Here is a 14,623-nt window from a genome sequence, read left to right as displayed (position 1 = left end):
TAACACTTAGATGATAGACAATCCATCCCGCAAGGAGATTTGAGTTATGAGTATTAAGCAAAATATTAGTGTCGCGCTGGTTACCGGCGCATCCTCGGGCATCGGCGAAGCAACCGCTCTGCGGCTGACCGCGGCTGGCTACAAGGTCTACGGGACCAGCAGACGGGGCGCCCAAACCGGTCAACGTTCTTTTCAGATGCTGCCTCTCGACGTGACTAGCGATGTTTCCGTCGAAGCTGCCGTTAGCGAGGTGATGCAACGGGAAGGACGCATTGACCTGCTGGTGAACAACGCCGGCTTCGGGGTTGCGCCTGCTGGAGCGGAAGAGAGTTCGATTGAACAGTCCCAGTCGGTTTTTGATACGAACTTCTTCGGCATCGTCCGCATGACTCGCGCCGTTACACCCCATATGCGGCGCCAAGGCAGCGGTCGCATCATCAACATCGGCTCGGTACTTGGCGTATTGCCGATGCCGTATATGGCCATTTATGCCGCGAGCAAGCACGCGATCGAAGGCTATTCGGAATCGCTAGACCACGAGTTGCGTACCCGAGGCATCCGGGTCTCGGTCATCGAGCCCGCATACACAAAAACGAAGTTCGACGCGAACCTAATGGCGGCCGATTCGCAGCTTGAGGAATACCACGAAACCCGCGCGGCATTAGATAAGGTGTTGGAGGAAGTTATGGCTATTGCCGATGAGCCGGAAGTCGTGGCCGATGTGGTGCTGAAAGCGGCCAGATCGGCTCGTCCCAAGCTCCGATATACCGCGGGCGGTCTCGCTAAGCGCTTGAGCTTGCTACGCCGATTTGCGCCTGCTCGCGTATTGGACGCAGGGCTTCGTAAAGATCTGCGGCTCGACGCAATAAAAAAACCACAAATGTCATGAAGGCGTTCGTCGTCCAGCGTTATGGAAACCAAGTCGCATTTCAACACCGATTTAGTCTGAACTTAGCAACAAGGAATTTTTTGTGAATAGCACATTAACCATGAAAGCCCTCACCTTCAAACGCTATAGCAAGTCGCCCGAGATCGGTTTTTCCGACATTTCTCGTCCCACACTGAAGGCTGACGAACTGCTGGTAAAAGTCCACGCCGCGGGCCTGAACCCGATCGACAACATGATTCCAACCGGGATGTTCAAACCGGTCCTGCATTTCCAGTTGCCGGCCACGCTGGGCAGCGATCTGGCGGGTGTGGTGACTGAGGTCGGCAGCAACGTAACGCGCTTCAAGCCCGGCGATGCGGTCTTCGCCAGTATCTTCGATCTTGGCACGGGGTCGCTTGCCGAATTCGCGGTGGTGCCGGAGAGCGCCGCCGCGCTGAAGCCGGCCAATCTGGATTTCGTGCAGGCCGCATCCATTCCGATGGTCGGGCTTACCTCCTGGCAAGCGCTGAAGGAACGCGCCAATCTTCGCGCCGGCCAGAAGCTGTTCATCCCGGCAGGCTCAGGCGGCATTGGCACCTTTGCGATCCAACTGGCAAAGCACCTTGGCGCCACGGTGGCAACCACCACCAGCACCGGCAACGTTGAACTGGTGCGCAGCCTGGGAGCCGATGAAGTCGTCGACTACAAGAAGCAAGATTTCGAGAAAGTGCTGGGCGACTACGACGTGGTGCTTGGCACGCTCAAGGGGGCCGAACTCGAGAGAACCGTCGGCATCCTCAAGCCGGGAGGCAAGATCGTCTCGCTGATCGGGCCGTTGGATGCGGCGTTCGCGGATGCCAAGCGCTTGAATTTCTTCCTCAGGTTCGTATTCGGGCTGATGAGCCGCAAGATCATGCGGCTTGCCAGAAAACGGGCAGTCACTTACTCATTTCTGTTCGTGCGTCCCGATGGCGATCAACTCAGTGAAATCGGCAAACTCCTCGAAGCCGAGTGCATCAAGCCCGTGATCGACAAGGTATTTCCGTTCGAGGAAGCCAAAGATGCGCTTGCCTACCTCGCCCAAGGGCGTTCGAAGGGGAAAGTCGTCGTCAAGATGCTGTGAGCAGAAGACACCTGGCCCTCCCTGGCTAACGCCGGGCACTGGGATCGATACGACGCTCACCGGTCCGATCTTTTCGCAGCGACGCAAACCGGCAAGTCTGCGCCACGTCTCCTTTAGCTACTCCATCGTAAATATTTTCAATGTGAATAACTGATGTTACGCAGCTGTGGTTTTTTGTCCCGTTATTCCGCCCCGAGCATCGCAGCTTTTGGCGGGAACAGCCCGTTAGGGGAGCGGCAAGGATGCCGCTCGTTTTCGGAGGGCTAAGGATAGCCCTTCCGAAAACCCTCGCCAAAAGCGAGAAGCGCAGGATCTAGGCGGAATCCGGGCGGCCTTTTCTTTGGATACTTTCTTTTGGCCGAGCAAAAGAAAGTATCTCGCCGGTCGGTGCGAGAACCGACTGCAACACAAACCAGTCGCGATAGCGACACTGATTCTGATGGCATCGGACAAACCATAAGGTTGCGTAACATCAGTGAATAACGTGAACCATTTTTTGATAACTCCACAGGCCGCTATAAATCGCAACTGGAAAGGCACGGGGCTGGTTGGCGTTCTGATGAAGAGCGCCACAGTGGCGTAGTTCGTCGTGATGTGGAAATAAAAAGGCTATTTGCAGAATGAGGTTGGAATGATGGCCGACAATCTTTATCATTGAACTCGATCAAGTGGTTGGAATTTGATTTTCTGATATCTCATGGAGTGGTTGAGTAGGGCTTGATTGTCTTGTTACGACCCTAATCCTTCTGTCAGTTATATTTTTAAATGGCAACAAACCATTAATGAGCAGTCGGGCACAATACCTCGGCCTTTAGCTCTTGAAGTCTCTCTGTAATATTCCTAGTTTGTGAATCAATATATTTATCAACCTTTGATTCTACAGTATTAAGTTCGTCTAAAAACTCGGCTTGTGTTGTGGATTTAGTTGCAAATAATGCATAAACGGCCAAAAATGGTAGCAATGCCGCAAAAACTGGAGCTTGGTACCAAGTTAGATTAAGATCAGTAGACTTTTTATGAAAATGATTTGACGAAGTTGATGGTACGTTAGATTCAAAAGGTGGGTAACCAAGTTTTTCTGAAAAAGTCCCATACATTTTTATTGTAGAATCGATTTCTTTATTAATTTGTGATGCAAGCGTTTTGTATAACTTATCTGTATCCGCGTTAATTTTTTCTCTTACATCACTTTCATTTGAACCAAAGTGTCCTATAGTTTTAATCTTGGCTTTAATATCTGTTAGCCAATCTCTCTTTATTTCATTCATGACGTAGTTGCATCTGAGCGGAACACGGATAATTAATGAATCAAAAAAATCAGAAAAAGCCTTGCGCTCCACATCGCCCTTTCCAAAAGGCTTTGTTTCGCCAGATCGCGTCTTTTTTTCTTCACTACAAACTGAAATTACTGAGATACCTTGAATAGACGCCTGTATTGTTTGCCTCATGGCGTTCTCGTCATCTTCGCCAACTTGATCGCATTTTGTCAGAATTACAGATACGTTGTAATTGTTTTCAATAAATTTTTTAATTATATCTATATCGCAATCTTGTATTCTATTTCCGCCAGCTTGAATACAATAAAAAACAGAATGAAACCATTCGGAGGCGGATTGATTTATGCCTCGTTTATCTAGCTCTTTGCTCAGCTCAGACATCCATTGATCATGCTTTCCAACTTCAAGGCCCCATGAATCAAAAAGGGTAACTGGTAAACCATTTATTTCCATTTCTACTGGATGAAATCCATTTTTAGTGACCGGCCTTCCGATGTCGGCTTTTACTACGCATTCTCCATATAGATAGTTTATGAAGGTGCTTTTCCCCACTCCTGTTTGGCCTACAATGGCAACATTATAACGAGCATTCATTTTACTTATCCTTGATTTTTATTAAAGTTATCTTTAAATCGTTGTTCGAAAAATGGTGCAAGGTTGTCAATAAACTTATTCAGTTCACCAACATCTCCTTCAAGTCCTTTTTCTATGATTGCCTCGCATAACTCTGAAACAGATAAACCTACTGCATAAGTTATTGAAGATGCGACGGATGCATTTATTAATCCACCGGCGACAGTCCCAAGCCCAGGGAAGTATTTGAATAATTGCCCAACAACCCAAATTCCACTGCCAGATATGACGCGGCCAATAATGGGTGTAAATATTGATCCATTCAGTATGCTTGAAAAATTATCAAGATTGTAAGCGTATAATATCCTAGCGATCATGGCAACCTGATTCCCTAAAAGCAACGGCGCATCAGAAACAGGTAAAGGAGTAAAACCAAAAAATGCAGCTCCAGCAACGTGTTGTTTAATAATTTTATTAGCTTCGTCACGCTTAATATTCAAACTTTGTTTTTGAGCGGATGCAAACGCAATCTTCAAGGCTTCTGGTAATTTTTCAATCGACCACTGTAATAAATCTTCAAACTGCCATTTTTGACCATTGTCTTTTGCGCTTGTTTCAAAAACTGGTATATTTGGTAATGATTTTTTTATTACCTCTATAAATTTAATTGACTCATTTTCTGATAGGAATTCAGCTTTGGTAATCACGATTGCGACAGGAATGCCATAGGCAGAAAGCTTGTTAATCGTTTCGATGTCGAAATCTAAAATTCGTCCTCCCGATGCCTGAATACAGTACCAAACCAAATGGATAGAATTGTCAGATTCTGACGAGCTAAAATCCCTCGCCGCGTATTGAAAAACATCCTCAATAAATACTCTCTCTTTTTCAGAGCCCACTTCATAGCCTTTAGTATCAAAAAGGACAATCGGAACTGTTTCACAAGAAAAATAATCAATGAATTGAGTAACCGGCTTTCCCGTGCCTGTCTTGGCCAAGTTTTCGCCAAAACAACAGTTTATTAGCGAACTTTTGCCAACACCAGTTCCACCGATTAACAGGATATTGGGTTTTTTCACTCCTCCTTTGAAGGTTTCAAATTCAGCACCTAGAGATTCTTCGAAATTATTTACACTCATTTGTGTCCCTTGATTTTATTTTTATTGAGAGCTCAATTAACGTTTAAGAAGTCTGCCAAATAACCCACCACAAAGTGTTTGAAGGCGGTTTAGCTCCAACTTTGACAGGGAATTACTACCGCATGTTGGGCAGCAGTCATAATATTCTCCAGGCATTAAAGCGTCGCTTCTCGGGGAAACGGCTTTTCTCCACCCACATGAAGCGCAGACATAGGCGAACGGTTTAGGTTTGATAGGCATGATGATTTTTTGTTTGATGGTTCTTAGTAAAATAGCGATTATCTGTCTCGCTACAGTTTTAAGTTCGTAGACAAGTCTGAAATATAGTTGATGAAGTTCAAATGACTAACCCTAACACGATATATTTGTTGTCTGACTTATACCAAGCTACTTAGCAACAAGTCATTGAATGCCTGCATTCAACGGTTGACCTGACAATTACTGGAAACCTAAGCCGTCCGGCAACGAGCATTGGCAGCCCAACCAACTTTTGTACATAACAAGCCATTGCGCTTATCAACGATCCAACCAGGTTTTGCACAAAACGGCGCGATAAAAAAGCATGAACAGTTCTGATTTCCAACCCTAGAATGCACATAGCCTTAAAAACGAACAGTTTGCGGTTCTCTGATAAAAAGAACGATACTGGTTGCGACAAAAGCGAATAGGCCCGACGCCACAAAAGCCAGGTGGTAATCACCAATCAGACTATGCACGTACCCGGCACTGTAGGCGGCAATGGCCGCTCCGATTTGATGTGCAAAACAGATCCAGCCGAATACCACGCCGACGTTTTGTTTCCCGAATAAATCGGCGGTCAAGGCCGAGGTGGCCGGAATCGTGGACAACCAATTCATACCGTAAATAATCGAGAAAATCATTAATTGCCCGATCATAGCTATGCTGGGCAGTACTATCAACGTTGCGCCTCTGACTACGTAATAAAACGCCAGCGGCCACCGCTTGCCGTAGCGGTCGCATAACCAGCCGGATAATATGGTGCCGAACACATCGGCCGCGCCCATGACACGGCCATGGTCATTTCGGTAAAGCCGTGTTCGATGCCGTATTGCATGGGATAATTGGTTTGCTTTTCCAGGTGTAAGAATATATCTTACTGAGACTTTTAATAATCTGATTAGGAGAACGACATGGCTCAAGCGCGAACCCAAACCGTTAGCCTCGGCGAGCACTGGAATAACCTCATTGACTCTTTGCTCAAGAGTGGACGCTATGCAAGCGTTAGTGAAATTATGCGTGACTCATTACGCTTGCTTGAGGAAAGAGAAGCGAACTCCAAATTGCAATCTTTACGCACATCCCTAATTCAAGGTGAGGAGAGTGGCGATGCCGGCGAATTAAACATGGAAACAATCAGACTGGAAGCCAAAAAAGAAGCCGGTTTAGTCTGAAAATGCGCAAAATCCATACTCAGGCACTCGCAAAACAAGATCTAAAAAATATCTGGCTTTACTCATTTAGCAACTGGGGCGAGGTGCAGGCGGATCGCTATTTTGATGAATTAAATGCGGCTTTCGCTTTAATCGCTGAAAATCCGGAATTGGGTTTTGCCTGTGATTACATTCGTGAAGGGTACAGGCAATTCCACATCAATCGCCATTTAGTTTTTTATCGTGTTACAGCAGCCAAGATTCATATTGTACGGGTGCTACATGACAGTATGAATTACACTGCGCAATTATAAAAATTTCAGGACAGGGTGGGGTGTTGATTTATGGAAGCTTGATCATTCATCATGAGGTTCGAATTTTTTACGAAGGTATTTCCCAGAACGACAGCGGATAGAATCACCATAGGCAAAACGCCGCATTCTACCTATGGAAAACAAAAGACATGAATAATTCAAACGCTGAATTAATCCACGCCCAAAAAGTCCGATTTCCCCAATTCAACCCCATTGTGCCTAAGGATTGCGTAGGTCATCGTGATGTGGAAATAAAAATTAGGTAGGACAAAATCCAGCAAGTATGGCAGACCGACAAAGTTTTTCTCGGTGCCGCCAATCTTGAAATTAATAGCCAGATTCTCAGTGCCATTTATTTGCGCCGGGGTTACATCTTGGATAAAAGCGATGGCTTTGGATATACGAGCCTGCAAATCGGCAAATGTGCTTTCATTATCCTCATAGCATGGGTTCTCTAACCCCGCCAAGCGAGCGGCACAGCCTTTGACCATATCCGTTGCAATTTGAACTTGTTTGCTGAGCGGAAACATATCGGGGGCCAAACGGTAATTGATAAACACAGATTGATCAATATTTTTCGCTTCGGCGTGGATTGCGGCTTTATCAAGTATTTTCGATAAATTGCCCAGCATTTTGATAAAAACTTTTATTGATACTTGATACATATCGATGGACATAATAACCCCCTATTTTTAAAAACATTTAATCAGATTAATGAAACGCAGAAGTATTGACCGCTTATTACGCATACTGCGCAATGCCATTCCCAAACGACCAATTTTCCTTTTTGACTTCAACTAGACTTATTAAGACATCTTCTCTGCGTATATCTAGCTGATTATGTAGACTATCGGCTATGTTTTTATAAAGTGATTTCTTTAAATCGACACCTCTGCCTTCATTCAAGGTTATTTGTATAAAAACGATGCCATCGCTTCGATGTATACCAAGATAATTGGAATCGTAAATTAAAGAATTATTATCATGCTCGGTAATAACCTGAAAACAATCTTTTTCGGGTACATTGATTGTGCGCACCATTTCTTGGTGAACGATTTGGCCAATCTTTCTCCCGAACTCTTTATTTTCTTGCTTCATTAACGATATTCGAACTAAGGGCATGTTATTCCTCCAAAATTAAATTAAAAACGAACAGTTTGTGGTTCTTTTATGAAAAGAACGATACCGGTTGCGATAAAAGCGAATAGACCTGACGCCACAAAAGCCAGGTGGTAATCACCCATCAGGCCATGGACATACCCGGCACTATAGGCGGCTATGGCCGCCCCGATTTGATGCGCAAAGCAGATCCAGCCGAATACCACGCCGACGTTTTGTTTGCCGAATAAATCCGCTGTCAAGGCTGAGGTTGCCGGAATCGTGGATAACCAATTCATGCCGTAAATAATCGAGAACAGCATTAATTGTCCGGTGCTATCTATGCTGGGCAGCACTATCAGCGTTGCACCTCTGACGACGTAATAAAACGCCAATGGCCAGCGCTTGCCGTACCGGTCGCATAACCAACCGGATAAAATGGTGCCGAACACATCGGCCGCGCCCATGACGCCTAAGGACATGGCCATGGTCATTTCGGTGAAGCCGTGTTCGATGCCATGCGGAATCAAATGAGTCTGAAACAGTCCGGAGGTGGTTAAACCGCAAATGCCAAAACTCAAGGCTAACAACCAGAACTGCGGACTGCGCATGGCCGAGCGCATGGGATTTTGATCCGGCTTAAGCATTGTTCGATGAACGCCATGGTCGCCATACGCCGACAGGCCTTTTGATTCGGGATCGTCTCTTAAAAATTTCAGCACCAACGGTAAAGCCACCAAGCCTAAGCCGACGGCGATAAACAATGTCGCCGCACGCCAGCCTTCATGCACATTGATCTGCATGAGGACAGGGGTGAACACTAATTGGCCGGAGGAGAAGGCAGCGCCCAATATGCCTAGCGCCAGTCCGCGGTGTTTATGAAACCAGCGATTGATCAACGCCGACCCCATAATCATGGAAGTGCCGCCCGAACCTGCGCCAATCAGCAATCCCCAAAACAAATACAGCTGCCAGGATTCCTGCATAAAAACGCTGCCACCGGCGCCAGCCACCGACAAAATCAAGGTGATAACGCTGATCCGTTTGGCACCGTAGACATCCATCAATCGGCCTAGAAACGGTCCGGCTAGACCAAATAACAGCAGATTGAGTGAAATGGCGCCGCTAATGGTTTCCCGGTTCCAGGCAAACACCTGTTCCAGAGACAGCATGATGATCCCTGGAACGGAGCGCAGCGCCGATGCCATAAACAAGCATAGAAACGTGACCGCGAGTATGACCCAGGCATAGTGAACCGAATCAATGTGACTCTTTGGCATGGCGACTAATGACTTAAACATTTTCGTGAGAGTTTGTTAGTAACTGACATTACGCAACCTTATGGTTTGTCTGATGCCATCAGAATCAGCGTCGCTATCGCGACTGGTTTATGTTGAAGTCGGTTCTCGCACCGACAGGCGAAATACTTTCTTTTGCACGGCCAAAAGAAAGTATCCAAAGAAAAGGCCGCCCGGATTCCGCCTAAATCCTGCGCTTCTCGCTTTTGGCGAGGGTTTTCGGAAGGGCTATCCCTAGCCCTCCGAAAACGAGCGGCATCCTTGCCGCTCCCCTACCGGGCTGCTCCCGCCAAAAGCTGCGATGCTCGGGGCGGAATAACGGGACCAAAAACCATGACTGCGCAACATCAGTTAGTAAACAGCCCTATTCGGCGTCTTCGATTTTTTCCATTAGCTCGATCAGCCGAGTCACGCCTTGTAACAATATCCCGCCCACACCATGGGCAAACCATACGCCAATCACGAATCCCCAATGGATAGGCGCGGCGAAGAATTCCTCTCTAAACCAGAAGGTATGCCCCCATTCGTTGAATCCGACGCTGACTAAGATCATGAAGGGTCCGAACACCGCCAAGGTCAAAGGCAAGGAGATGCCTTTGGCATACAAGGGCAAGCGGGTTCTAGCATACAACCAGGCGCAGCCGCCCAGGATCACGTACAGCGGGAAGTTGAAGTAAAACTCGATGATGTGATTAGCGGTAAACGGCGTATCGCGGATCGCCACCTGATGCCAGGAATTGTCCTGTTCGGCAAAATAACTGCCCGCCCAGTACACCGCAAAGGTGTAGATGCTGATCCACATCGTCAAGGTGAAATAGCGGCGGATTTCTTCCTTGGGCGCCAACTGATCCAGATTCCGGTCGCGCGTGGTCCATAAGTAACCCCAAAAGCCGCTGACGACGACGGCGAGAACCGCCAGTTCGATATAAAACAGCCGCATCCAGTACTGTTCGAACGCGGGTTCCGTGGAATCCAAACCGTGCGCGATGGCAAAAGCGCCCTGATACAACCGTAAACTGATGTAGATAACCGCTAATAGACCAAAACCCTTTAGGTACTTAGGTAAGTCGATCAAATACCAAGGCAATGATTTTGGGGTTTCGGTGCTTAAGCTAACATGTTCTGTCGTGGTAGCCATGATGTGTGCTCCTGAATTAATTGAATTTGGGAATGACGGCGGCGGAAATGCTGGAGATATAGCGTTTTCCCATCACGTCGTCGTAAAGAAACAGTAAGCCACCCACTCGGCTATCCGCGTCTTTGATTAGTCCATCCAGCTTTTCCGACTCCCAGGCCGCATCGCGCACTTCAATAGTGACGGTACGTTGTTCGCCGGGGGCGATAGGCGTGTTGTCATTCAGGCTCAGGCCTTTATTGCTGACGTCGTCCTTGCCGGGCACGTTGCCTACCTCGGATAGATCATCATTCATGAAATGCACGTTGGAACTGGAAAACTCGCCTATCCTGACCGCCCCTTGGCTGCGATTATCGACACTAACCTGCAACACCATGGCACGTTGCGCCACGTTGTATTCGGCTTTTAGCGTGTCGACATTGACCGTTCCGGCATTGACTTGAGCCGGTAAAGGCAAAATCCTATCCAGTCCTGCTTGTAATGGGATGGTGTCCGGATAACGGCTATTGGTTACGGAATTAATCACCAATACCAATACCGGAATGCCCACTAACACGGCCTTGGCGATGACTTTGTCCCGAGCTGTGATCAACTCATGTTCCAAACCGGCATCCAACATCCGGTAACGGCTGATGAACAAGGGACGGCGCACCCACCACAACAGCCAGGCAGCCGCCAACGCTCCCCAGAACAGGTGCCAAAACACACCATTGGCAAAGCCGAAGCTTTCCATGTCGATCATTTCACCGTTGATGGTTTGAATGGTATTGCTAAAGTCCGCGGGATCGCCGCCAATGTCCAGCCACACCCCAGGGCCCATTACCTGACCGGCGTCTTTTAAATTAAAAAACGGATGGATGTGATAATGGCCAGGCAAACGGCCCTTCATGACCACCTTGAACTCGTAGTCACCGCCCGGCTCCAGGGCTACCGAGTTGGTCCATGGTTTGCCGTTCAGGTAACGTTCGGTGCGGATCAGTACCGGCCCAGGTGTTGAAATATTCAGGAAAGTGGCTTCCGGCTTTGGCACACTGATCGGCCAGTCTTCGGCGACATGAAACTTGCCGCTAACGCTGACTTCATCGTTGACGTTGAATTTTTGCGTGGACCATTGCACGTCGTACCACTGGATGGTGCGCATCCTGATGAACGGCTCCAGGGCTTTTTCGCCATGTGCCTGCGCGGTGGGTACCGTAAATATGGACAATACATTGACGCACAGCAACGCCAACAGCCAAGGTTTAAAGAGTGATTTCATGACCATTCCTCCTTAGATTTTTTTCAAATAACGGGTGGTGGCGAACCATTTACCGATGTACCACCACAGCGGATACATCAACGAGCACAACAACGCTGAACAGAATGCCGCCAAAGGTGTGGCGTACTGACCGTAGGTGCGCAAGGTGCCGCGCTCGATGATGCGCAAGTATTCAGGCATGCCGGTGCGGATATATTGGAAACCAAATAAATCGGCCACAGTCAGCTGGCTGTTGTGGTATTCGACCGCTTGGTGGAACATGCCGAAGATCGGCCAGTTGGTCGGGTAAAACAACAAGGCAAACGCGCCACCGCCAAAAATGGAGGTGATGGTCAGGCTGTTGGTCAGCATCAACAAGGTATCCAGTACCAAGGCTCCCGGCACCATGGTGGCCGGCAACACCATGTTGACGGGAAAGAAATTCCAGTAGTGATAGGCAAAGATTCGGGCAACCCAAGTGCCGATCAACAACGCTGCAACGCAGAGCGTGGCGCCCAAAGGTAGCCGGAACTTATCCCATAACACAGCTTGAACAGCCGCTGGAAAGGTGATGCCGATTAAGGGTGTGACCAAAGGCCACCATTGCCGATCTTTCCAATCGACCCAGAAGTCCCAGTCGCCGACGGTCAGGGCGAAATGCAGATGGAACGAACCGATGAATAAAAATAGGGCCAGTACCAGAATCAGATAATCGTAAGCTCTGGCCAGCCGGGCTTTTTCGCCCCGATAAGGTTTGAAGGTTGAAATTGGAATTTGTGCAGACATGGTAAGAATCCCCCGTAATATGTTTCAGTAAACGGCAATCGCCATTGAGTTTTGGGCGCGCCGCCAACCGAAAAGCTACCCTTGGGGGAGTTAAACCTTGTAGGCTTGGACGACGCGCTCGGGGTATAAGGTAGGGAGAAACGGCTTGGCTGTGAAATGGTGAAATTTCATCCGCTACCATCAAGACTGTTCATACCGGCCAGCAGCGATATTGTTTAGTATGCAGCCGAATTTTTTGAGGAACTCAGGATGGCTAACCTACGCACTTTCGACTTAAACCTATTGCTGGCTTTCGATGTTTTGATGCGGGAGCGCAATGTCACCCGCGCGGCGGAATGCATGTTCGTCACCCAGTCGGCGATGAGCCATACCTTGCACCGCTTACGCCAGCAATTGAACGATCCAGTCTTGGTTAAATCGCCCACCGGCATGCAGCCGACCGCACTGGCGCTGGCCTTGGTGGAGCCGGTACGCAGTCTGTTACAGGAAATGGAACGATTGCTAGAGGCACCCCAGGCCTTCGATCCGGCATCCAGTCAGCGCCGTTTCACCATCGCCGCGACCGATTACATGGAGTTTTTGATCTTGCCAGAGTTGTCGCAATTGATAGAGCAAACGGCGCCGGGCGTGGATATTCATGTCAAACGTACGGAATCTGCTTTTCCCTTGGCGCAGTTGGAAAACGGCAGTCTGGATGTGGTGTTGGGCTTTGCCTCGGTACTGAATCCGCCCGCGCATTTGCACTGCGAACATTTATTCATGGATCGCATGGCTTGCGTGGTCAGGCAGGATCATCCCACCATCCAAGCCGCACCGTCGTTGGAGGACTATTTGGCGGGGACGCACATGCTGATCTCCCGAACCGGCGATAAATTGGGGGTAATAGACGAGAAATTGACCGAGTTGGGCTTGGAGCGGCGTATCAATTTCATCGTGCCGCATTTTCTATCGGCACCCTTGATCGTGGCCCAAACCCACATGATTTTGTCTTTGCCTTATCGCTTGGCCATAGCTTTTCAGAAACTGGTGCCGCTGCAAGTATTACCCGTGCCGGTGAGTTTACCGGACTACGATTTGGCGATGATTTGGCATCCGCTATGGGAAAAAGACCCGGCCCACGGTTGGTTGCGCGAACAAATCAACGCCATAGGCCGGAAAATAAGCGCATCTCAAATCAATCTTTAACGTCCTGGCAGGCCCGCGGCCAAGGCTTTGACCTTCAACAGAAAGTAAGGCGGTTTGGATTGGTTGTCGCCGCCGTTCAGTGTGGCTGAGCGATGCAAGCGATTCACTACCGCATAGAGTTGGCCGTTAGCGCCAAAACTGAAGGAATCGACCCATGACAGCCTTGGACACTGCGCCAATTGCCGGTATTGTCGGTTAGGCGCGATCACGCCAATCGCATTATTCGCCAAGTCCCCCAGATAAATATTGTTGTTTTCATCAATGCTGATGCCGTCCGAAATCGGTTTGTCGCTGTAGTGTTCCACCTGCTTTGCCAGTTCTTCAGGCGTTAACGACTCGTTGACCAAATCCGCCGCTTTAATCCGGTAAAGACTGAGGCCGTGCATCGGCCCGAAATAGACCCATTCGTTGGCCAAATCCTCGGTAATCGGATTGACGCCAATATGCGGTTTGACCAACTCGCCCGCCGGGGTTTTCACCTGAATCGGCACATTGTCGATGACCAAATCGACGTTTTCCGGCACCACACTTTTATGGCCTTCCAGCACCCGCCGCGCCGCACCGGTAGACAGGTTGACCACAATCAAGGCGGCATTCGCGCCACCGGCCGGATCGCTGATGAAGGCATGATTGTGGTTGGCATCCAACGCAAAGTCGTTGACGAACGCATCCTTGGGCGCGATCGGCGCGGGTAAATAAATCAAGCGCTGGAGTTTATTGGTTTTGGTATTCCAGCCGACCAGCTTGGGCGTCACCCCGCTCCGCATGCCATTATCCAGCATCCAGACGATACCGTTGCTATCGGAGCGGATACCCAGCACCGAATCGAGTTTGATCGGTGCAGTCGAATCGGTTGCGGACAGTTCCTTATTCGGAAAAGGCAGCAAGGCCTGGTCTTTGTATTCCACCACCGTGTATTGCGGTTGATAAAACTGATGCTGGCTCATGATGATCCGGCCGTTGGCAGTCGCCGTGACATTGCCGGGGCCGGTATCGAGGTTGGCGAATACATCAAAATGAGAGTTGCCATCCGCCAAAGCCTCAAAGGCTGCAAACACCATGGCGGTGCAAAATAGGATTCCACGGTTCATTATCATCTCCAGTAAGTTGTTGGGTTAGGCAACACCATACTGGATCGTTAGACCCCTGTTAAATGACATCCATTCATCACGAACCATTCAGTACATTGATGATGATTG

At 48.7% G+C, this 14,623-nt stretch carries 16 protein-coding genes; 5 read left to right on the top strand and 11 right to left on the bottom strand.

Annotated features, from left to right (window positions below; all coding sequences use genetic code 11):
• Positions 1–46: 46 nt before the first annotated feature.
• Together CWO84_RS15990 and CWO84_RS15985 are read left to right on the top strand one after the other, a co-directional pair.
• Positions 47–889, top strand: coding sequence for an oxidoreductase (locus CWO84_RS15990; protein ID WP_033157533.1), 843 nt, complete (start codon positions 47–49; stop codon positions 887–889).
• A 100-nt stretch (positions 890–989) separates the two neighbouring features.
• Positions 990–1,991 carry an NADP-dependent oxidoreductase gene (locus CWO84_RS15985; RefSeq protein WP_101053786.1) on the top strand — a complete coding sequence of 334 codons (1,002 nt, stop codon included), beginning with the start codon at positions 990–992 and terminating at the stop codon, positions 1,989–1,991.
• Positions 1,992–2,463: 472 nt separating this feature from the next.
• On the opposite strand, the gene CWO84_RS24710 is transcribed toward CWO84_RS15985, so the two are convergent.
• The 4 genes from CWO84_RS24710 to CWO84_RS15960 form a co-directional block, all read right to left on the bottom strand.
• Positions 2,464–2,646: a hypothetical protein gene (locus tag CWO84_RS24710; protein WP_205800408.1), complete on the bottom strand. Its 183-nt coding sequence runs from the start codon at positions 2,644–2,646 to the stop codon at positions 2,464–2,466.
• 124 nt (positions 2,647–2,770) lie between these two features.
• Positions 2,771–3,862, bottom strand: a complete 1,092-nt coding sequence (locus tag CWO84_RS15975) for a GTPase domain-containing protein (protein ID WP_051670117.1) — start codon at positions 3,860–3,862, stop codon at positions 2,771–2,773.
• Positions 3,863–3,867: 5 nt separating this feature from the next.
• Positions 3,868–4,980: a GTPase gene (locus CWO84_RS15970; protein ID WP_051670118.1), complete on the bottom strand. Its 1,113-nt coding sequence runs from the start codon at positions 4,978–4,980 to the stop codon at positions 3,868–3,870.
• Between the two features lie 602 nt (positions 4,981–5,582).
• The gene (locus CWO84_RS15960; RefSeq protein WP_051670121.1) at positions 5,583–6,005 is read right to left on the bottom strand and encodes an MFS transporter; all 423 of its coding nucleotides are present in this window, start codon (positions 6,003–6,005) and stop codon (positions 5,583–5,585) included.
• A gap of 126 nt (positions 6,006–6,131) precedes the next feature.
• On the opposite strand from CWO84_RS15960, the gene CWO84_RS15955 reads away from it, so the two are divergent.
• Together CWO84_RS15955 and CWO84_RS15950 are read left to right on the top strand one after the other, a co-directional pair.
• On the top strand, positions 6,132–6,392 hold the full coding sequence (locus tag CWO84_RS15955) for a type II toxin-antitoxin system ParD family antitoxin (RefSeq protein ID WP_033157535.1): 261 nt from the start codon (positions 6,132–6,134) through the stop codon (positions 6,390–6,392).
• A gap of 2 nt (positions 6,393–6,394) precedes the next feature.
• Entirely contained in the window at positions 6,395–6,685 is a 291-nt protein-coding gene (locus tag CWO84_RS15950; protein ID WP_033157536.1) for a type II toxin-antitoxin system RelE/ParE family toxin, read from the top strand.
• A 170-nt stretch (positions 6,686–6,855) separates the two neighbouring features.
• On the opposite strand, the gene CWO84_RS15945 is transcribed toward CWO84_RS15950, so the two are convergent.
• The 6 genes from CWO84_RS15945 to amoA form a co-directional block, all read right to left on the bottom strand.
• Positions 6,856–7,362 carry a DUF1993 domain-containing protein gene (locus CWO84_RS15945; RefSeq protein WP_033157537.1) on the bottom strand — a complete coding sequence of 169 codons (507 nt, stop codon included), beginning with the start codon at positions 7,360–7,362 and terminating at the stop codon, positions 6,856–6,858.
• Positions 7,363–7,426: 64 nt separating this feature from the next.
• Positions 7,427–7,807: a tautomerase family protein gene (locus tag CWO84_RS15940; RefSeq protein ID WP_033157538.1), complete on the bottom strand. Its 381-nt coding sequence runs from the start codon at positions 7,805–7,807 to the stop codon at positions 7,427–7,429.
• Between the two features lie 20 nt (positions 7,808–7,827).
• Positions 7,828–9,063: an MFS transporter gene (locus tag CWO84_RS15935; RefSeq protein WP_101053783.1), complete on the bottom strand. Its 1,236-nt coding sequence runs from the start codon at positions 9,061–9,063 to the stop codon at positions 7,828–7,830.
• Positions 9,064–9,445: 382 nt separating this feature from the next.
• Positions 9,446–10,219, bottom strand: a complete 774-nt coding sequence (amoC, locus tag CWO84_RS15925) for a bacterial ammonia monooxygenase, subunit AmoC (protein WP_033157540.1) — start codon at positions 10,217–10,219, stop codon at positions 9,446–9,448.
• A gap of 16 nt (positions 10,220–10,235) precedes the next feature.
• Complete coding sequence (gene amoB, locus CWO84_RS15920) at positions 10,236–11,474, bottom strand: bacterial ammonia monooxygenase, subunit AmoB (protein WP_033157541.1); 1,239 nt, start codon at positions 11,472–11,474, stop codon at positions 10,236–10,238.
• A 12-nt stretch (positions 11,475–11,486) separates the two neighbouring features.
• Positions 11,487–12,239 (bottom strand): bacterial ammonia monooxygenase, subunit AmoA, encoded by a 753-nt coding sequence (amoA, locus tag CWO84_RS15915; protein ID WP_033157542.1) that lies wholly within the window; start codon positions 12,237–12,239, stop codon positions 11,487–11,489.
• A gap of 249 nt (positions 12,240–12,488) precedes the next feature.
• Between amoA and CWO84_RS15910 the strand changes: the two genes are divergently transcribed.
• Positions 12,489–13,424 carry a LysR family transcriptional regulator gene (locus tag CWO84_RS15910; protein ID WP_033157543.1) on the top strand — a complete coding sequence of 312 codons (936 nt, stop codon included), beginning with the start codon at positions 12,489–12,491 and terminating at the stop codon, positions 13,422–13,424.
• Here CWO84_RS15910 and CWO84_RS15905 read toward each other — a convergent pair.
• Positions 13,421–14,515, bottom strand: a complete 1,095-nt coding sequence (locus CWO84_RS15905; protein WP_033157544.1) for an L-dopachrome tautomerase-related protein — start codon at positions 14,513–14,515, stop codon at positions 13,421–13,423. The genes CWO84_RS15910 and CWO84_RS15905 overlap by 4 nt on opposite strands.
• Positions 14,516–14,623 lie beyond the last annotated feature (108 nt).

The organism is Methylomonas sp. Kb3 (assembly GCF_002834115.1).
Classification (GTDB): Bacteria; Pseudomonadota; Gammaproteobacteria; order Methylococcales; family Methylomonadaceae; genus Methylomonas; species Methylomonas defluvii.
This window is presented reverse-complemented; position numbering and strand designations above follow the sequence as displayed.